Raw genomic sequence first — 21875 nt, 5'->3', positions numbered from 1 at the left:
GTATGGATGATCGAACCATCAGGCAAATAGAAAAGGAAGGTGCTGAGGCACTTCTTGACACTGGGCTTTCAGTGCCATTGAAGGAGTTGCACCTTCCTTTTTTCAAAAAGTCGTTCCATCTACGTGTGACCATGCGCCGGCCAACTTTGGCAGGGCAAATCAGAATTGCCAAAGAATGGTTGGCAATGGGTGTGACCAGCGAAGAAATGTGGCACTTCACCAAGGAAGAAGAAATGCAGTTTCTCGTTAAGCATGGGAAAAAAATAAGCCGCATGGTAGCTTACACCCTTTGCCGTGGCTGGATAAGTCGCCATCTGTTTGTTGGCTTAACGGCATGGGTTGTGAGAAACTGGATGGAAAACAAGTATCTTGTCAGCGTGATAAAGAAATTTGTCGGGCTGATGGGAACGGACAGTTTTACAGATATTATCAAATCGGCAGAAGCGGTGAATCCGATGAAGCTGAGGAAGAGCCAAAAGAAGAAAGGGAGTTAACGAGCGAATACGAAGGTTCCCATAGCCCTTTCGGTTTTGTGTGGCAGATAGCAAGCGAAACAGGTTGGAGCGTTGACTATATTCTTAATGGTGTCAACTACCAAACCCTGATTATGATGCTGAGCGATGCCCCACATTATGTTAGCAAGAAAAAGAACGGCAAGCCCAAGGACGAAAGAAGTGCCGAAGAGGAAGCCAACGACATTGTAGGATTTTTCCAAAGTAAATTGAAATGAGCAAAGGCAAGACAGTAGCGATAGAAATTGAACTCCTTGACCGCATCAGCGGTGGACTTGATAGGGTAAACAAAAAGATGGATGCCCTAAAAAGTTACACCGATGAAGCCAAGAAAGGATTGAGCGGATTGGAAAACGTGAGCGACAAGGTGAAAAAGTCGCTCATGGGGCTTGGCATGGCCTTTTCCATGAAGCAGGTTATTACGGAGGTCGCTACTGTCAGGGGCGAGTTCCAGAAATTGGAGGTGGCTTTCAATGTCATGCTTGGCAGTGCAGACAAAGCCGATAATCTGATGGCTCAGCTGATTCATACAGCAGCCACGACACCGTTTGACCTTGAAGGTGTGGCACAGGGTGCGAAACAACTCTTGGCGTATGGCATGGAGGCAGAGAAGGTGAACGAAACCTTGATTCGTCTGGGTGACATTGCCGAAGGTCTTAGTATGCCATTGAATGACCTCGTTTATCTGTACGGAACAACGATGGCGCAAGGCAGACTTTACACGCAAGACCTTAACCAGTTCACTGGTCGTGGCATTCCGATGATCCAGGAACTCGCCAAGGTGTTTGGTGTGGCAGAAAGCAAGGTGAAGGACTTGGTGGAGGCTGGCAAGGTGGGATTCCCAGAAGTGCAGAAAGTCATAGAGAACCTTACTGGTGAAGGCAGTAAGTTCGGTGGCTTGATGGAGGAACAGAGCAAGACCATATCAGGACAGATAAGCAACATCGAAGATGCTATTTCAACAATGTTCAACGACTTAGGTAAGCAAAGCGAGGGTGTTATCAATACAACACTTAGCGGTGTCTCCTATATCGTGGAACATTATGAGCAATTCGGACGTGTTCTGATGGGATTGGTTGCCACTTATGGAACATACCGCACGGCTTGCATGACGGTGGCAGCAGTCCACAGTCTCATAACGGTTGGTATTGGTGGCATGACCGCAGCGGAAGCCATTCACTACGGTTGGATTGTCATGGTGGAGAAAGCGCAGAAGCTGCTTAACGCTACCATGCTAAGCAATCCATACGTATTGGTTGCCACAGCCATTGCAAGTGTTATCGCCGTAATGGTTTCCATGAAGACGGAAACAGAACTGATGCAAGCAGCCGATGAAGACTATGAGGCGCAAAAACAAAAGGTCATTGAGGCTGAGGAAGAGCACAAACGCAAGATGGAAGAGCTTTGTTCCATTGCTGGTGATGAAGCTCTCAGCACCGACACAAGACGTGAGGCATTGAATCGTCTCGAACAGAAATACCCTGCTATCTTTGCCAAATATGACACAGAGTATGAGAAGCTGAAAAACATCAAGAAAATCAAGTTGGAGATTGCTGAGTTGGAGGCTGGCCAAAGCATAACAAAGCCAAAGAACGAACTCAACAGCGTAAACAAACGCATCAAAGAACTTGAAGCAAAACAGCGCACGGAAAAGTGGGTTGAAAGCAATAGCTCTGGTACAAGTATGAAGAAAGTCGGAGGTTTGAGCAAGAAAGAGGAAGCCGAACTCAAAAACCTTCAAAAGAAGCAACAGAACCTAAACAAGCAGGTGCGCAAGGATTCTGTGAACGCTTACTTTGACAATCTCACGGGGGTCAGCAACAACGATCTGAAAAAGCAGATAAAGGAGCGCGAAAGCCTCATTGCCCGAATGAATATGTCTGGTCATAAATATGGCTATACAACCAATGACGGCAAAAATATCCGTGGCACATACACCAAGGATGAATTGCAGTATCAACTCAACAAATTGAAATCTGAACAGAACCGCCGTAATGAACCAAGAAAATCAAGTTCTGATTGGGGCGCAGCCGACAAGAGGGCTTATAAAGCAGCATTGAAGAAATACAACGACTTCATCAGCAAAGGCTCAAACAACCTAACCAAAGAAGAATATGACAAAAAGGCAAAGGAACTAAAGGAAAAAATGGAACTTGCCAAAAAGGAATATGATTCACGCAAACCTGGTTCGGACAAAGACAGCGAGAAAGCACAAAAGGCAGCAGCCAAGGCGGAAGCTGCAAGAGCCAAGGAAGAAGCAGCGGAAGAACGCCGCAAGCAGACCAAGGAAAAGGTGGGTCAGGAACTTGCAGAACTGCAACGTAAAAATGACGAGGAAGAAATTAATACCATGCAAGAAGGCTTGGAAAAGAAACTTCGCCAGATAGAAAACGACTATCAGGCTCAGAAGAACGAGATAAACAAGCAAGAAACCGCATGGAAACGAGATAACAAGAAAGCAGGCATTGCCACTGGTACAAATGGGCTTACCACGGAACAGACCGATGCCATTAACGAGGCGCACGCCTTGAACGAGAAAAGCAGAACTAAGGCCATCGAGGAAGCCAACAAGGAAGCCTTGAAGGATGAGTTGCTTGCCATGACAGACTATTTGAAGGAGTATGGAACCATACAAGAACAAAAGTATGCCATTGCCAAGGAATATGCTGAAAAGATTAAGGAGGTGAATGAGGGTGCTGGCACTGCTGATGAAAAACAGTGGAAGGTGAAGGCACTCGAAAAGCAGCGTGACACCGCCATGAGCCAAGTGGATGCCAAGAGCCTTGCCCTGGATATAGACTGGGGTACTACCTTTGAGGGCGTGGGCAATGTGCTGAAAGATGTGGCAAAAGAGACACTTGGCAAGGTGGAGACGTACATGAAGACGGCTGAGTTCAAGGCTTTGTCTGCTGAAAACAAAAAGACTTACACTGACTTGCAAGCCAAGTTGAAGCAAGAGACAGGTGCGGAAAGCACCAGTCCGTTCAACTTCAAGATATGGGGTACAATCTCCAAGAATGTCACGGCATACCAAGAAAGCGTGCGAAATCTCCAAAACAAGACGGATGCCCACACAAGGGCGGTCGATGAACTGGAAAAGGCGCAAGCAAACTTGGCTGCTGCTACTGATGACACCTCAAAGGAAATTGCCCAGAAAGCGGTTGATATTGCACAAGGAAAGGTCGATGCCACTGCCACTGAGCAAACGGAGGCACAGGATGAAAGCAACAAGGCACGCCAGACGCTCACGGACAACACCAATGCAGCAGCGCAAGGCATTCAGAACTTCACCAACTATCTGAATGAAATGTCAAATGGTTCCCTGTATGGCTTTGCCAATGGTATGAGCAAACTCATTACCTCACTTGGAAAAGGCTCAGACGGAATAGGCAAGTCATTGAATGAGCTTGGTGGCAAGATAGGCGGTATCATTGGCGCAATCCTTCAAATCATTGATGCGCTTGGTGATGATCCAAAGGGCTTCATTGATGACCTCTTGAACAAAATCGCCGATTGTGTGGAAAAAATTGTTGAGGATTTGCCCGAAATCGTTTTGTCCATCATCAAGGATGTGGGCAACATCTTGCAAGGTTTGGTCAGTGGCATTGGCAGTTGGTTTGGCATTGATGACCTTTTCGGTTTGAATGGCAATGAAGCCAAGGTGCAAAAGACCATTGACGACTTGACCAAGCGCAACGAGCTTCTGCAATATGCCATCGAGGATTTGACAGACGAAATCAAGGCAAGCAAGGGAACAAAATCGGTAGTAGCCTATCAACAGGCATACGCCAACCAGCAAGAAGCCAACCAGAATTATCTGGATATGGCAAAGGCGCAAGCCAGTTATTGGAAAAAGCATCATAGTTGGAACTACTATTGGAATGGCTTCAACAATGACCAAACTGCCTGGATCAAGCAGAACGTAAAAGAAGACTTCAATGGTGATCTCTGGAGTCTTAGCCCAGAGGAAATGAAGAAACTTCGCTCCAATGTCGGTATTTGGGAATATATCAAGAACACTGGCAAGGGTAGTTATGGAAATGACGTTGCTGACAAGCTGAATGACTACATAGACCAGGCTGGCAAACTGGAGGAACTGACCGATGAACTCTATGAGGGATTGACTGGCATTTCCTTCGATTCCATGTATGACAGCTTTGTGGACACCCTTATGGATATGAATGCCACGGCTGAGGATATGGCTGATGACCTGTCAGAATACTTCATGCGTGCCATGCTTTCAAACCAGATTGGTGAAATGTATGCTGACAAGCTAAAGGAATGGTGGAAGAAGTTTGGTGCTGCTATGGAAGACAATGACCTGACAGAGGCAGAACGCAATGCACTCCAAGAGGAATACATGGGCTATGTGAAAGATGCCATTGCCTTGCGTGACAAACTTGCAGAAGCCACTGGGTACACTGGTAACAGCAGCACAAGCCAAAGCGGTAAAAGTGGCGGTTTCTCTGCCATGACACAAGACCAAGGCACAAAGCTCGAAGGAATGTTCACCAGTGGCTTGCAACATTGGTCAAGCATGGATGACCAACTTGAAAACGTGGTCGAGAAGATGAATGTGGCTGAAAGCCATCTGGCACGCATTGCAGAAAACACTGGTATGAGTGTCACGCATCTGAACGACATCAAGGAGGAAATAAGAAAGATTATTCGTGATGGACTTAAAATGAAATAATATGGATGAAATACTTAGTGGCCAGGTACTGGTCAATGGCACCGACATCTGGAAAGAATATGGTGTTTTTCTGACAGAAGACAAAAAGGGCGACATGGCCAATCTGACCGCCATACTTACACCAAGCAAGACAAAGGATGAAACGGCAGTGAACATTAGAGAGGAGGATGGTGAAAAATACTCTGACGTATTGACACCAAAAAATGAGGCTCGTGACGTGGAACTGTATTTTGCCATGTATAACAAGACAAAGGAAGGATGGTTGAAGTCGTATGCCGATTTCATCAAGTTCCTGAAGCAAGGCAAAAACGGTTGGCTTGACTTCACTTTTCCTGACCTTGATTTGACATTGCACATGAGATTCTTGGATTGCGGAAAGTTTAAACCTCTGACCTATATCTGGAAAGATGGTGTTCAAGCAAGCAAATTCAAAGTGAAATTCCGTGAGCCAGTACCCATCATTTAAATGACATTATAACAGTATTGAAACATGGTTCAAACAATATACGACAAAACAGGCTATGCAAAGGCAGAGATTGCCCCTGATGACAGCTCAACCCAGGTGAAGGAGGTGCAGGGTGACAACATCCTCACTCTTTCATTCACCCATTATGCCAACATTGCCCTTGACGTGAACGATTACACGGACTTTGAGGGCGAACGTTATTGGCTGATGGAAAAGTATGCCCCAAAGCAGAACAACGAAACAGAATGGGTGTATGACTTGAAACTGTATGGCATAGAGAGCATCATCAAGCGTTTCTTGGTGCTTGAAACCACCGATGGCAATACTGAACCAGTGTTCACTCTCACGGCTCCACCACGTGACCATGTGAAGATGATAGTGAAGTGCATCAATAATGGCTTGGATCATACTACTGACTGGAAGATTGGCCAAGTGGATGGCACTGATAACATTGTCATTGACTATGATGGCAAGTATTGCGATGAAGCCTTGAAGGAAATCGCTGAAAAGGTAGGTGGAAAGGCAGAATGGTGGATTGAAGGGCAAACCGTAAACATTTGCCGTTGTGAGCATGGTGAGGAACTTGCCATTGGCTATGGCAATGGATTGACGGAACTGGAGCGAGACACCAGCAACACAGCCAAGTTCTACACACGTCTGTTCCCGATTGGTAGCACACGAAATATCGACCCTGAGAAATATGGGCATAATCGATTGATGTTGCCTGGTGGCTTGAAATACATCGAACTTCATACTGAGGAATACGGCATATATGACCATTATGAGCAAGATGCCTTTTCTGACATATACCCACGCCGTTTGGGTATGGTTAGCAGTGTGCGCTCGGAGACTAAGACGGATGATGACGGCAATCCTTTCATCATCTACTACTTCAAGGATGACACGCTCAATTTCGACCCAAATGAATACGAGCTTGCCAATGAGGTAAAGCGTGTTTCCTTCCAAGATGGTGAACTCGCAGGTCTTGGAACGGATGATGACCATTACTTTGAGGTGAATTTCGACAGCAAGACACGTGAGTTTGAAATTATCACAATATGGCCATACGATGATGACACGCAACTGCCAGGTGGCAATCTTGTCCCCAAAGAGGGCAACCATTACATTCTTTGGAACATCAGAATGCCAGATGAATATTACACGCTTGCAGAAGAAGAGTTCCGCACGGCTGTTGACCAATATAATGCTGAACACTGGCAAGACATCAGCATCTACAAAGGCAAGACCGACCATGTTTGGGTGGAACATAACAATGCAGACTTGTTTGTTGGTCGCAGGGTAAGGCTTGAAAGTGAGAAGTTTTTTCCAGACACAGGATATAGAAGCAGCCGGATAACCAAAGTAACAAGAAAGGTTGTTTTGCCGTCACAAGTGGACTTGGAAATCAGTGATGCGCTCCAAAGTGGCACATTGGATCAGGTGAATGACAGCTTGACCAACATCAAAAACTATACACGTGAACGCACATCTGGAAGTTTTCCAGACATCATCCGTACATGGGATAATACTTTGCCAACTGACACAAATCTGTTCTCAGCTCGAAGAAGCCAAAGGGAGTTTTTGAGCAAGAAGAAAATTGATCGAGCAAAAAAGAAAATCATCTTTGATGAGGGCATTGACCTCGGTGACTTTGTGGAGGGCGTTGCAGGTGGTCACTTGGATGGCAAAGGCAATGGTGAGCTGTTGACAATGGTTGTGCGCCAACTTTTGAGAAGTGCCAAGTTTGTTGATGGCTTCAATGGTGAGGGATGGCAGCTTTGGATTGATGAAAGTGGTCTTTCCAATCTTACTGTTGACAAACTGACCGTGCGCCAGATAATGACCATCTTTGAACTTTTGATAAATAAGGTCAGAAGTGTCGGTGGTCAGATTTGCGTAAGTGCAGCCAATGGCAAGGTAAAGAGCGTTGAAGAGCAAGATGGCTATTTCCTTATTCACTTCGAGCAAGAGAACACCTTTGTAGCACATGACTTGATGCGATGCCAGACCTTCACAGGTGCAAACCTGAAAAGCTACTGGGTGGAGGTGGCAGGTATGAGCGATGGCGGCATTCTCGTAGCCAAGGAAGAGTTTGACAAGACGGAACCAGCAGAAGGCGATGAATGTGTATTGATGGGCAACACCACAAATGGCAATCGCCAAAACCTCATACTCATATCAGCCACAGAAGACGGACAGCCCAGGATTGATGTCATGGATGGTGTGAACGGCAAGAGCTTCACCAATGCCTTGCGTGCAAGACTTGGCAATCTTGACGGAATCAAGGATGATTGGTTTCCTTCCAACAATCAACCACATGGAAACGGTCTATATTCCGATAATGCCTACTTGCGTGGCACGTTCCTCTTGGTGACTGGTGAAGACATCAAGACCAAGTTTGAGATAACGGAAGGAAAGATTGAATCCGCTGTTGAAGGACTGAGACAGGACTTTGCAAGTGATCGAGGCTACTTGAACAATCCATCATTTTCTGATGGCATGGACAAATGGGCAACAGAGAATGAAACTGTTTTCTTCATCGCTGGCAATCGTTGGATATGGACTAACGGAAAGGCTTTGTCGAAACGTGGCAACAGCGCAAGTGTCTGCAAGGACATGGGCAGAACTGTTGTACGCATCAGAAACAAGTACATCAGCCAAAAGAACACCAACTTGCAGAGCATTCCACCAATGACCACAAGAGAAGACGGAACCAAAGAGGCCATTCCTGTTTTCCTCACGTTCTTCTACCGATGTGCCAAGGCTGGCACACTGACCGTGGAGTTTGAGAATGTTGATAAAACTGGCTTTGAAAATTTCAACTCTATGCACGTTGAAGAGAAAATTGCTGAAACTGATGGCTACAAGCAATATTCTTGCAATGGCCTTTGGAACGGTACTGGTGATTTCAAACTGAGCTTCACAGGCGACATCTATCTGTATATGCTCATTCTCTCAACTGACCGTGTGGAATCATTGGCATACAAGTATAAAACACTTTTTGAACAAAGCGAAAAACTTGTAAGGATTGCAGCCCAAAATTTTGACAAGGACGGCAATGTGTTGGCAGAAAGCGACATTATAACAACAGCAAAGTACAATGAACTTATCAGCCAAAGATTCAATGAGGATGGAAGTCTGAAAAACCAAGCTGGACTTGTGACAGCTACAGACTATGCAGAATGGTTGCAACAGTACAATTCTGACATGATGGGATTGAATGAGAAAATTGGCAATTATGTCAGCATCGAGGCTTTTGCAGGTATGTTTGCCACAGCGGTAGATGAAGACAAGAACATTGTCAAACAGGCAGACATTTCCGCATTCGTCACAAAAGATGAAAATGGAAATTTGGAAAGCGGTGTGCATATCTGTGCCGACAACATCAAGCTGGAAGGACTTGTGACTGCCAACGAAAATTTCAAAATATTGGAGGATGGTAGCATTGAGGCACAAAATGCCAAGATAAAAGGTAAAATTGAGGCTTATGAAGGCAAAATAGGATATTTCCTGATAGACAACCAAGGCTTGTATTATGGCGACCCAGCAAAATGGACAGATAATAGTTATAAACAAGATTTAGCGGCAATTAGACCAGGACTGATTAAGTTACAATCACAAGTAGGAGTATTCAAGCCAGGTGATGTGGCTAACATAAAGGTTGCTATTGGCAATGGTGCAGACCCACAACAGACAGAATCAACTTCCTGGTGCAATTGTGCTGGTTATTTTTATCGGCAGATGAATCCTGATCCTGGTGACTGTTATTTGCCAGCAGTGAAAATAATAAGTGATAATGTCTTGAGTCGTGATGTTGCACTTTATACAAAAGGAGCTATTGTATGTGATGGAGGATTCTTAGAAATTGGTAGAATTATCAATACAACAAAAGCAGGTACAGCTTACATCATAACACTCGACCATGGTACGACATTGACCGCTTTTAATAATTCTTCTGGTAACACATGGGTTTCCTTGCCAAAATTGGATGAAATACGATTGCAGCTTGGAATAGAAGAAAGTAAAACCTTTTGTGTCCCTGTTAAAATCATAAATAGCTCAAAGAGTTCTAACAATGTTTATGTTAAAATAAATGGTGATGGCGATTTGCTAAACCATGATGGAGGACATTGGCGTGATGATAACAGAAACACAGACCAACTTTGCTTAGGAAAAGGTGACAGTGTAAGCATAGCCCTTACTTATGTTAGTGGCTCCTATTATGGTCAAGTATTAGACATAAACCGTTAAAAAACAAGATATGGCAAAAATAGATTTTCAAAATTTCACTATTCCTGTAGGGATTAGTAAAAAAAGAAAGCAAACAGGTGACGCTCGTGAAACCATTGCAAATTTGGTTTACACTCGTTCCATGGGAATAAAAGCACATCATTTGGCTTTCAAAATATATGAGAGCAATGGTGCAACGGAATTTTCCGATGATGAAGTCAATCTCATAAAAGAACTTGTGGAACACTATTGTTTTCCAAGTATCATAGACGCTTTGAATGAGCAACTAAATTGTCAAACGGATAAAAACGAATAACTATGGCATTGACAAACGAAGAGAAGCAAGAACTACTCAATGCGATGAAAGCTGAATCGCAAGGTGTAGATGAACTGGAGCAAGTAGATACCTTGGACGGTATTATGAGCCTTCCAGCCTTACGAGGTGAGGAAGTAGTGAGTGCGCCAATAAAGCTGCTGACCAAACCAGCGGAGGATGCTGTGGCAAATGCAGTAAGTGCAGCAAATCGAGCAACGGAAGCAGCGCAAACCGTGTATTCTGTCACACTGGTCGCAAATTCTGCTGCAAGTGCAGCCAATGCAGCCGCGTCAGCAGCTTCTGATGCAGCGGAAGAAGCAAATAGTGCTGTGGCTGCTGCATCTGAGGTTGTGGCTAAATACGAGAATGTAGCCAAGGCTGCTTTCAATGGTGCAACGGCACGTTTTTCCTATATGGTGGAATCTGCCACAATACAACTTCAATCATCCATTGCCAAGGGCGGTGTAATCGTCTATGTGCAGAGCCAAAAGCAATTTGCCTATTATGTGGGTGGCAAGTATTACGGCAACTGGGCTGTTGAAGGTGTTCCCAATGCGGAATTGTACCGTGGTGAGGATGTTTCAAGCATACAGAAAAACAAGGTTTATCTTTGTGGTGATGTTCTCTATGTTTGGAGCGATGAAGAAAATGACCTTATTGAAATCAGTGGCAGCGGTGGCGGTAACACGTACAATGTGACTGAGCAAGTTCCGCTTGAAAACGGTTACTATACGCTTGCCACTGCCATCAAAGCAGTGGAGGAAAAGCAGCGTGCCAAGGGACGTTGCATAACTTATGAGGTATCACAAGGCAAGTGGGAGACCAAGCAATTCATTGGCACAAATCTTTCAAGCTGGGAATCAATTTCAAGTTGGGAAGATTTCGGCGGTGCAGGGACTGTCAAGAGTATAACGGTAAATGGCACGAAGCAAACACCTGATTCCACTGGCAACGTGAATGTGACCTTCAAGGAAACTGAGGTTGATGAAAGTCTTGACGCAAATAGCACGAACCCTGTGCAGAACTCAGCAGTGACGGCGAAGCTCAATGAGGTGGAGGCAAACACCATCTTTGGTGGCAATGCTGAACTTAGTGAGGATGAAAGCACGGTACATCTTACCTTAACCAACAAGAGTGGTGCGGAAGTCGTGGGCTTGGACATACCAGCAGGAAAAGGTGGCGGTGGTGGTGAAACTTCCACCACAAAGATTGTATTGGGCACATCCGTCAACAACAGTGTCATCAAGGAAGGTGGCAGTGCGCAACTCACATACTCTTACGACCACCAATATAGCAGCGGTGATGAGAAGGGTACGTCAACAGGCCAGAAAGCAACCATTGAGATTGAAATGAAACGTGGTTCAATCACCATGTACCATGACACCATCGAGGATGTGAGCAAGGGTAGCTATACGCTTGACCTTTCCAAATATTTGCAGGTCGGCACTACGGACATCTATGTGAAAGCGTCCACCACTGACCCTACAACAGGAAAGAAACAGACCAAACAGAGCTATGTGAGTGTAAAGGTTGTTACTCTTACGCTCACAAGCAGCTTCAATCTTGCGGAGGCGATAGCCAAAGGTGGCTATGGCACGAACGAAACTATCAGCATCCCATACGCCGTAAGCGGTTCGGGTACTAAGGTTGTAACACTCTATGTGGACGGCAAGCAACAGAATGCCCACACCATAACACGCAGCGGAACAACCAACAGCAGTTTCTCATTGTCCATGACCGCATACAGCGTTGGAAGACATACCATACAGATGGTAGCGGAAATGGAGGCAAGTGCAGACCTTACCTTAAAGAGTGACAGTATCTACATTGACATTCTGAAAACTGGAAGCAACACACCATTTATTGGAACAATGATGACACACTCGGACGGTAGTATTTTTACAACGAATCACTTGACACCATCATTGGAGATAGGGCAATATGAGCAAGTGAAGTTTGAGTTTGTCGCCTACGATCCTTCAACGACACCAGCGGACGTGAGCGTTTATCGCAACGACATCAAGACACAGAACGTGAACGTGCCAAGAACCACACAAATATATACAAACCGATTCCTCGAAAAGGGAACTGTGCCAATGAAGTTCAAATGTGGTGTCACAGAATACAAGTTTTACATTGACGTGAAGGAAAGTGGCATTGACATAAACGAGACAACATCAGGCTTGCAGTTGAAGCTCACAGCCTCTGGTCGTAGCAACAGCGAAAGCACACCGTCTGAATGGAGTTATAACGGCATCAAAACCACGTTCAAAGGGTTCGACTGGAAAAGTAACGGATGGACGGGGGACGCATTAAAGTTGACCAACGGCGCAAACATCGAAATTGGTTATGCCCCATTCAAGAGCGATGCCACGACCAATGGAGCCACTTATGAAATGGAACTGATGTGCTCTAATGTGACAGACAGAAACGGTGTTGTCATTGATTGTATGAATGGCAATGTCGGTTTTAAGCTGACAACGCAAGAGGCAATAATGAGAACTGGGGCAGGTTCGGAGGTCAATACACTTTTTGCGAGTGGGTTGAATCTAAAAATAGCCTTTGTGGTGCAAGAGAAGTTAGGCAACCGTTTGATGGAACTCTATGTGAACGGCATCCTTTGTGGTGCAAAGCAGTACGCCAACACAGACAGCCTTTTGCAATCGTCACCTGTCAACATAAAGGTAGGAAGCGACAGCGCAGACGTTGAACTGAGAAACATCCGTGTCTATAACCGTGCGCTTGGCGATGATGAGGAACTTGCCAACTATATGGTTGACCGTCCGACAACGGATGAAATGGTGGTGTTGTTCGAGAACAATCAGGTGATGAATGATGAGGGTACTGATGTCGATATGGACAAACTTAGAGCCAAGGGCAAGAGCGTGATGCGCATCGTGGGTGATGTAAATTTGGTCAATCAGACAAACAACAAGAAGTTTGAGGTTCCTGTTGACATTTACTTTTATTCTGCCTATGGCAAGGAGTACGACTTCATCATCTATCAGTGCGGATTGCGCATACAAGGAACTTCCTCAACCACATACCCAAGAAAGAACTACCGCTTATATTTCGGTCGTTCCAGCAAGTATGGTACAAAACTGTATGTCAATGGCGCGGAAGTTCCAGATTGTATGTACTCATTCAAGCCAGGCGCACGTCCGATCAATATTTTCTGCTTGAAGGCAGATTTCTCGGATTCCTCTTCAACCCACAACACTGGAGCTGTGAGAATCGTCAATGACATCTGGAAGCGTTGCGGATGGCTCACACCACCGCAAAAGGCATATACTGGCAACTATGATGTCCGTATCGGTGTGGATGGTTTCCCAATAGATTTGTTCTATGATAATGACAATACTGGTGAAAACATCTATCTTGGCAAATATAACTTCAACAACGAGAAAAGTGGAAGTGCGGCCATCTATGGCTTTGAGGGGATCGAGGGATTCAACGATGAGGCTACTTTGGGCGGACAGCGAAACAAATGTATCTGTCTGGAGTTTCTGAATAACTCTGAGGCACTTTGTCTTTTCGGTACGGCTGATATGGGAACGTTCGCCAATGCTTTGGAGTTCCGATTTAAGGCAGATGATACCTGGGCGACCGCTAACGAGGATGACAAGGCAGCGGTAAAACGTCTTTGGTCTTGGATTCTGTCATGCAAGGGGAATCCAACCAAGTTTTATGCGGAATACCAAGATTACTTCGACAACGACAGCCCGTTTGCCTGGTATATAATAACAGACTATTTCATGGCAGTGGATAACCGTGCCAAGAATATGATGCTTGTGACATGGGACGGCATACATTGGCAGTTCATTCCATACGACATGGACACCATCTTTGGTGAGCGCAACGATTCCGTCCTGAAATATGACTATACGATTACATGGGAAACAATGGATGAAAGCATTGGCTCCTATGCCTTCGCTGGACATGACAGCGTACTTTGGGAGCTTGTGAGGGGATGCCCCGACAAACTGAGAGAAGTGGCTGACAAGATTCGCTCAAACATGAGCCTCGAATATGTGCTGAACGTGTTCAATGTGGAGCAGATGGGCAACTGGTGTGAACGCATATACAATAAGGATGGCATATACAAGTATATCACTCCTTTGACGGAAGGCGTGACAACAGCAGATGGTACCAACTATTATGATTACCTCTATGCCTTGCAGGGAAGCCGATACGCACACCGTACTTTCACCATCCAAAACCGCTTTGCGCTGTTGGATAGTAAATATGTGTGTGGTACATACAGAAAGGACAGCTTTGCAGCTTACTTTGGCTACAAGTTCGGAAGCGACAACCGAAAGATAAAGATAACATCCAGCGAACGTTATTATTTCGGATACGGCTATACGAGTGGCACACCACACCAGAGCGCAATACTGGCAGAGAATACTGGCAGCACAGTTCAACTTACACTTGACACGGACTTGATTGTGAATGATCCTCAATATGTCTATGGCGCAAGTCGTATCTTGGGGCTTGACCTCACGGATGTCAGCCATGCCATATTGCAGACGCTCAATCTCAACAACTGTTCGGCACTTCGCACACTTGATGTCAGTTGCTCTGCCACTCAGACAACGCTCAACGCATTGCTTGTAAACGGATGCAGGAACCTTCGCTCACTCAATATGACTGGATTGAAGTCTTCAAGTTTTACAGGTATTGACCTGAGCGCAAACACCAAGTTGGAAACATTCCGTGCTGGCAAGAGTGCCTTGACAGGCGTAAGCTTCGCACAAGGTTCACCATTGAAGACCGTAGTATTACCTTCAACGCTGCAAACCTTGGAACTTCGCTATCTTGGCAAGCTCACAAACAGCAGCCTCACACTCGAAGGCACGTCAAATGTCACACGCCTTGTGGTGGATAATTGTCCATTGATAAATTGGCAGACGCTTTACAACAGATGCAGCAACGTGAAATATCTACGTGTCACAGGCATAGACATGGAAGGTGACGGAACCTTGCTGAAAAATATGCTTTCAATGGGTGGCGTGGATGAGAACGGTGGCAATGTTGATTCATGCCGATTGGTCGGTACATATCGCCTCACCACATACATTGCCGATGAGGAATACAGGAAGTGGCAGGAACATTTCCCTGAGCTGAATATCATTCAACCTGAGTACACCATGATAGAGTTTGATGACAGCGTGGCAGATGATGCCAACGTGTCCAACCTTGACAATAAGACTGGCTACAAGTACGGCAATGACTATGTTCCAAGCGGTCACATTACAGCACTTTTGAAGAAACGCCATCGTGTCCTTGTCAAGGTAACAAAAAAGCCAACGACACGTTCTGTCAAAATTGCAGGCATTGATACGACAGCAAACAACCTTGACGGCGTTGTCACCATCTATCCGTTGCATGATGAAAATTCCAACTATTATGCGGATGCGGAAGCCGTGGTAAATTGCACAGCAGCTAAGTTGAATGGCTCAGAAGGTGATATTATGATGTACGAGCCACACCGATGGATAAAGGGAGTCAATGATTACCTGAACAACAAGCACTACAGCTGTTATAGCAGCAATCTTGCCATGCCATCAGTGCCAAAAGCAAAGGTCATTTTGCTTGGCGAGATACAAAGCAGTAACAACTACAGAAAAGGATATAAGGTAATGAGTGGCAAGGACACCTTGCAAAACTCATATACAGCCGATAGTAGCTATGCTGTTTGTCGTGTGCCAGTATCGGGGTACAAGCGTGTTCGTTTCCCTTCCGTTCCTAGTACCAACCTTGTGGGTAGTATATTCACCAATGATTCGGGGAAGGTGGTTAAGACTATTGTTGTGCCAACGCTCAGCAACAAGTTTGAGGCTGGAATGTATTTGATTTCCGACATTCCTTCTGGAGCGACATATCTCAACTTCACCATATTGCTGACTGCTGAGTTCGACAAGGTGGTATTGAGTAATAGCGATAAGATTGAAGACATGGAACCTGATTGGGTCAATGAGGATGAATATTTGTGCGCAACTGTAGGCAGCTCAGTTGTAGGTGACAAACTTCGTGCTGTTGTGACAGGTGGTAGTACTACGTCAAATATGACGTGGGGCGATTTCCACTATTACAGCGTTCAAAGAGGTATGCAACAGATAGACGCAAGTATGCACAGCGACATTGCCAACCTATTTTTTGCAAAGTATGGTCGTAGAGATGCCCAAGATCAATGCGGTGCTGGTCAGCACACAAACATGCGAACAACAGGCGGAACAATGGCATACGGTATGACAGACACCATCGGTTACAAGGCAGCAAAGGCCATCAACGAGAATGTTACAAATTCACTCATTGATGACTTGGTGAACCAATATGCTTGGTACAAGGTAAATGGCGAATATGGCTCTATAGATGTCAAACAAGTGAATAATACTTGCTGCCTGGGTTATGAAGACATATTTGGCAACAAGTACGACATGATGGATAATGTTGACTTGCCAAATGACAGTGGTAATGTTGGCAAGTGGCGTATATGGATGCCAGATGGAAGCACAAGAATGGTCAAGGGTACGACTAACAGCGGAAGCTGGGTAACAGCCGTATATCATGGCAAATACATGGATGTGGTACCAGTGGGTAATGTGAGCGGTTCATCAAGTACATATTATAGTGATGTGTATTGGATAAGCACAGCTGCAAGCCGTGTGGTTTATCGTGGGTACCACCACGCGAGTGCGAGTGGCGGTGTCGTGAGTGCGAGTGCGGATTACGATGCCTCGAGTGCGCATGCGAATGTCGGCTCGCGTCTGGCCTTCCGCGGTCAAATCGTCTGGGCGCAAAGCGTCAGTGCGTTTAAGGCGATTAGCGAGGTGGCGTAAGCGAAAGCGTCAAAGCGTGGAGCGAAGCGACAAAACGAAAGAAGGCAGTTAGGATGGTGTTCTAACTGCCTTCAAATGTATAAAATTCCGGCGAAGCCGGTCGATTTTTTTGAGATTTTTGGGGTATGGGGATAACTTTGAAAAGTTGCGTTTCGTTTTTGAAAATGATGCGCTTCGTTTGAAAATGCGCGAACATTTCGTTTTGCGGATTATATATCCATTTCCTGAAGAATGGGTCTTCTATTTCATATCTGTCACTTCGGATGATGTAGCCTTTCTTGCTTAAACGCAATAGGGCACTGGTCATCGTGCTGGTAGGTTGGTTCCTGTCTTGTGCAGGATTGTTGCCCTCGCAGATACTGACCATTACATATTTGTCTGTCTTATTGAAATTCAACCATAAACGTTCGTAGTCTAAATCATGGGTCGTTATGATATCTTCTACGGCGAGTTGGAGTACATCCTCGTTTTTACCAGCTACCAGATTGTTCCAAACTGCGAATGAAAGCTGTTGCGTGTAGTATGGATGGCAACTTGTAAAGGCCAGTATCTCGTCTGCAATTTGAGTAGGCTGCTCTGCTACATCTCCTAATCTGTCTGTAATATATGATTTGAAATCTTCGTATGGAATCTTGTTGAGTCTCATCAGCATTCCAAAATGATAGAACGGAGACTTCACACGTTCAAAGATATCTGTCATCATCGATTCCTGGCTGCCCAGAAAGATGTAATTGATGCCTGTCTGTTCCTGCATGATGGAACGGAGCTGCTTGTCCATGTTTTTATCGATTTCCAGGATGCTTTGAAACTCGTCAAAGACAACAATCAGTTTGTTTTGAGGTGTAGAAACCTTCTGAATTGTATTTAAAACATCTTCTATTGCTGTTGTTCCACTGTCGGTTGATGGTTGGAATGAAACCGATAGCTCGTCTGTCATTGGGTTCATGTTGATAGAAGGAATGATGCGGAAGTTACGAAGATAGTGCTTCATCTTTTCCAGTTTGAATTGATTGAGCAGTTCCTTCAGAAGCTTTGCCGCAAAATCTTCTTTGCTGAGCACGGCTTGCATATTGAGCCATAGGTATGGTCGTTGGGTTTGGACAACAGCCTTTTTTACGAGACTTGATTTGCCAAAACGTCGTGGTGACATAAGAACAAGGTGGTTCTCGCTCTTGAGAAACTGTACGATGTAGTCCAGTTCTTTCACTCTGTCTGTAAAGTATGGGGTATCAACCAATGAGCCAATTTTAAACGGATTTTCCATAATCGAATTTTTTCGTAACGAAACTTTTCGCAAAGATACGAAAAAATAAAGATGCTTAGAAGATAAACTCCTTTAAATTATTATTGTTTAACATCTTTTAGATTGAGCCGTCAGCGTAAGACTTATCTTGCTCTTTTAAATGAATATCATTAAAAACTGCAGCAAAGATACAAATAATCCCTCAATGAGGGATTTTTGCAAGTATAGTCTTTTCATAAGCCTTGTCGTTTCTATTTTGATGAATTAAATAGTGGCAAAACTAGTTTAATGACGGCTCAATCCCATAAGGGAAAATAGGCATACTATTAAGGGAAAATAAAAACACCATTAAAGGAAAATAGGAATATCCTTTATGGTAAATGCTGATACTATTAAAGAAAATCTCCGTTCGGCGACGTTGAACATACATTCAGCGTCGTTGAATGCACATTCAACGTCGCTGAACGGAGATTCAATGTCGCTGAATATAAAAGATCATTAGGGCTTATCCTCTTCAGCGCCATTCCTCTACTCTCCAAAGATCGTTATCTTTATATATAATAGCAATCTTGTGTATAGGCTTGCCGCTCATCAGCTTTGGCAATCTTGTGTCTTGAGTATATTGGTCTAATTGCGCCTTTGCTTCTTCTAAAGCCTTCATGCCTTCTTTATCGGTATCACCTGATTTCAGATACTTCAACTCCAGGAGATAGGCATGGGCAACCTCTGGGAAACGGGTGAGATCAGGAATCATCGTCAAGTCACAATAGCCGCCGTTCAACTCCATTTCCTGGATGATGTAGTAATAACCACTATGGTTGAGATAAGCGGCGATGAACCCTTGCAGGTTGCGCTCTGCCTGAATGCTGGAGTGGATGCTCGTGCAGTTCTTATAACCCTCGGCAATGTATTCGATGGCTGGCTTGATGTTACCATCCAGAGCCATTACATCGTATCGGTCGGCAAGATGATTATTATTGATTTTAGTATCCTTGTTGTATTCATCCAACACATAGCCGTAATATTGGCGGCGTACATTCTCGTTAGGGATTCCCAACTTTACTCTTCTGCCACGCTTTCCAATGATGGTCAGCATGCCGTAATAGTAGAGCAGGCTGGGGAACAGGTCTGGGTCAACCAAGTCTTCAGCAGGAAAACTTTCTCTCAGTTCTGCCCAGATGTAACCTTGGTTGATGATTTCTTTCAGCACGCTCTTGCGGTCGCCTTGCAGCTTGTCCAGGAAGATGATCTTCTTCATCTTGGCATAGTCGGTCATGGTGTTTGGGTCTACCATCTCTTCCGGAGCTTTGCCAAAACGGATGAAATGGCGGAGATAATAGATAACCATATCCGAATTGAACATCTTTGGATCTGTGACCAGGCTGTCCTTTGCGAAACAATAGTTGTCATACCAAGGCTTCATGTCGGTAATCAGCTGGTCGGTCGGAACCTTGATGAGTCCTACTTCTCTGTAGTATTCTATCATTTCCCGCACCTCGTTCTCGCTGAATCCCAGCATCATATTGAACATGGGGTCCATGGAGAGATTGGTGCCGATGTTATAGCCACTGTTGAGGTCGTTCACGGTGACAGGACTAACTCCCATCATCATGATGCGCTGGAACATTCCCTTGAATAGCTTGAAGAAGTCACGGTAGAAACCTTGTGCATGAGTCAAGGCGTGATACACAGCTTCTCCTTCCTCGCTCAGGATGTTGTTGGTGAAATTGTCGTACTCATCGATGATGAGGTAAAGTTGCGTACCTTTTCTCTTGGAATAAATATTCAGTGCATTTAGCTTATAGGAGGCACCGGAAAAGCCAAGGTATTCCTCCATGTTGAAATCTTCATCATAATAGGCTGCATACTTTTTGATGAAACCATCGAGTACGCTGTTGCAATATAAATTGAAGTTTTCTTCCAAAGTACCAGGACCAGCCGCTGCTCTGGAAAAATCGAAGTATAAGACTTGGTATTTGCCAAGTCCTTCGGTTGGATGCGACTCAATCCAAGTATCCTTGAATGTGGTATGGAACGAGTCTTTCTTCTCAATGTCGTAGTAGGCTTGAAGCATCGTGAGGAAGACACTCTTGCCAAAACGGCGTGGGCGGATGAGATAGAGAAAGTCTCCTGCTTCCTCCATTTTTGGAATATACATCGTCTTATCAGCCCAGTATCTGTTCTGACTCTTAATCCATGTATAATCGGCAACGCCGTATGGTAATCTCTTGTAATCCATATCTTCTTCGTTTTATAGAGTGCAACTTATTCGATTGCAAAGATAGTGGAAATAATTGGGAATAGCAAGGCTTTTTTCAAAAACTTCCTTAAATGATATCCTTCGTTCCAATATTCTGTAGGCGACGTCTTTTTATGACAAGAGCCTAGGCTAACAGGCTCTTGTAGTATTCTTCATATTGTTTAGCTACCTTTATGTATTCATGATGCTTGCTGATGTATTCGAGGCTCTGTTGCTTAAGCTGCGGTATCAGTTCCGGGTGAAGCACCAGGTGCTCCAACTCTTGATATACGCTCTCATAGTTGGGCTGCACATTGATGATGGGACGGAGATGCTCCTCGTGGATAATCTCGTAGTTTTCCGGTTCTCCACCACCTATGCAGATGATGCCCCTTGCCATTGCCTCCAGCGGATTCATCGATGGAGTATAACTGTAGAGCTGGTCGAGGATGGCATCGCTGCCGTTCATCATCTTTACATATTCCGCAAAAGGCACGTTTTGGGCGATACGCAGTTCTACCTTTTCCGGATATTTCTCGGCGATTGCCTGGGCAGCCTTCAGCATGATGTCCGTACCCTTATACTCACTTCTGGTTTTGTTGATACCTATGAATAACTTCAACTTTTGGGAAGGTCTTCTGGGAATATCTACAGAAGATGTCTCTACAGAAGCTGCCCTTTTATCCCTATCCTGATGGGATTGTGAATAAGTATGGATAGGATAGGGGATAAACGTGGTTTTCTGTGGAAAATGCGGTTGATAACATACCCAGTATTCATAAAGTCCCGCTATGATGCCGTCGCAATCCTCAGCAATCATCCGGTTGAGTCTTTCCTTGACGGTTCCCAGCCAGTCTTTTCTTTCTTTCAGGGCATCGGCATTGGTGCGTAAATCATCTCCTATGTTGAAATCGCTGTATCTCAATGGCTTATCCTGGCAGCAGACGCTTACCCAATAGTAATCCATACCGAATGCAGCCAGCACCACCTTCCTGTTGTGCTTTCTCAAATACCGGTAAATCGGGAAGATACGCTCAGCCTTCAACTCCAGAAACATCGGGTTGATGAGCTGGACGATGTCGTATCCCCTTAACTTATGCACAATTGTGTATAACTTTATCAAATATAGGATTCCACCCAGTTTTCCAGGCTTTCTCACCATGTTGATATCTCGTGGATAATTCTTCCAGAAGTCGCCGTTGGAGAGCACGGTAACCTCATGCCCCAGCTTGCGGAGTCCCTCGGCAAGTGTGGCATGTACGTTACTGTATTCTCCCATTAATAGAATCTTCATCTTCCTGATATAATCTTTATTTATCTGATAAAATCTTCCT

10 protein-coding genes are annotated in these 21875 nt (G+C 44.9%); 7 read left to right on the top strand and 3 right to left on the bottom strand.

Features of this window, described 5'->3' with window-relative positions:
- The first annotated feature begins 2 nt into the window (after window positions 1-2).
- The 7 genes from DW657_RS06295 to DW657_RS06265 are packed head-to-tail and all read left to right on the top strand — an operon-like array spanning window position 3 to window position 17059.
- Complete coding sequence (locus tag DW657_RS06295) at window positions 3-494, top strand: hypothetical protein (RefSeq protein ID WP_118311836.1); 492 nt, start codon at window positions 3-5, stop codon at window positions 492-494.
- 38 nt (window positions 495-532) lie between these two features.
- Window positions 533-730, top strand: coding sequence for a hypothetical protein (locus DW657_RS06290; RefSeq protein ID WP_118311835.1), 198 nt, complete (start codon window positions 533-535; stop codon window positions 728-730).
- On the top strand, window positions 727-5205 hold the full coding sequence (locus DW657_RS06285) for a tape measure protein (RefSeq protein ID WP_118311834.1): 4479 nt from the start codon (window positions 727-729) through the stop codon (window positions 5203-5205). The genes DW657_RS06290 and DW657_RS06285 overlap by 4 nt, the downstream gene beginning before the upstream one ends.
- A gap of 1 nt (window position 5206) precedes the next feature.
- Entirely contained in the window at window positions 5207-5671 is a 465-nt protein-coding gene (locus DW657_RS06280; RefSeq protein WP_118311833.1) for a hypothetical protein, read from the top strand.
- Between the two features lie 24 nt (window positions 5672-5695).
- Window positions 5696-9922, top strand: a complete 4227-nt coding sequence (locus DW657_RS06275) for a hypothetical protein (protein ID WP_233546629.1) — start codon at window positions 5696-5698, stop codon at window positions 9920-9922.
- Window positions 9923-9932: 10 nt separating this feature from the next.
- Entirely contained in the window at window positions 9933-10217 is a 285-nt protein-coding gene (locus DW657_RS06270) for a hypothetical protein (protein WP_118311832.1), read from the top strand.
- A gap of 2 nt (window positions 10218-10219) precedes the next feature.
- Window positions 10220-17059, top strand: a complete 6840-nt coding sequence (locus DW657_RS06265) for a CotH kinase family protein (protein WP_118311831.1) — start codon at window positions 10220-10222, stop codon at window positions 17057-17059.
- A gap of 61 nt (window positions 17060-17120) precedes the next feature.
- On the opposite strand, the gene DW657_RS06260 is transcribed toward DW657_RS06265, so the two are convergent.
- The 3 genes from DW657_RS06260 to DW657_RS06250 all read right to left on the bottom strand — a co-directional run bounded on the left by DW657_RS06260 (window position 17121) and on the right by DW657_RS06250 (window position 21835).
- On the bottom strand, window positions 17121-18323 hold the full coding sequence (locus tag DW657_RS06260) for an ATP-binding protein (protein WP_118311830.1): 1203 nt from the start codon (window positions 18321-18323) through the stop codon (window positions 17121-17123).
- Between the two features lie 493 nt (window positions 18324-18816).
- Window positions 18817-20541, bottom strand: a complete 1725-nt coding sequence (locus DW657_RS06255) for an AAA family ATPase (RefSeq protein ID WP_118311829.1) — start codon at window positions 20539-20541, stop codon at window positions 18817-18819.
- Between the two features lie 145 nt (window positions 20542-20686).
- Window positions 20687-21835 (bottom strand): glycosyltransferase family 4 protein, encoded by a 1149-nt coding sequence (locus DW657_RS06250; RefSeq protein WP_118311828.1) that lies wholly within the window; start codon window positions 21833-21835, stop codon window positions 20687-20689.
- Between the last annotated feature and the right edge of the window lie 40 nt (window positions 21836-21875).

The sequence above is a fragment of the Prevotella sp. AM23-5 genome (assembly GCF_003473645.1).
Classification (GTDB): domain Bacteria; phylum Bacteroidota; class Bacteroidia; order Bacteroidales; family Bacteroidaceae; genus Prevotella; species Prevotella copri_A.
Note: the sequence above shows the minus strand (reverse complement) of the source record. Positions and strands in the feature narration are given on the sequence as shown.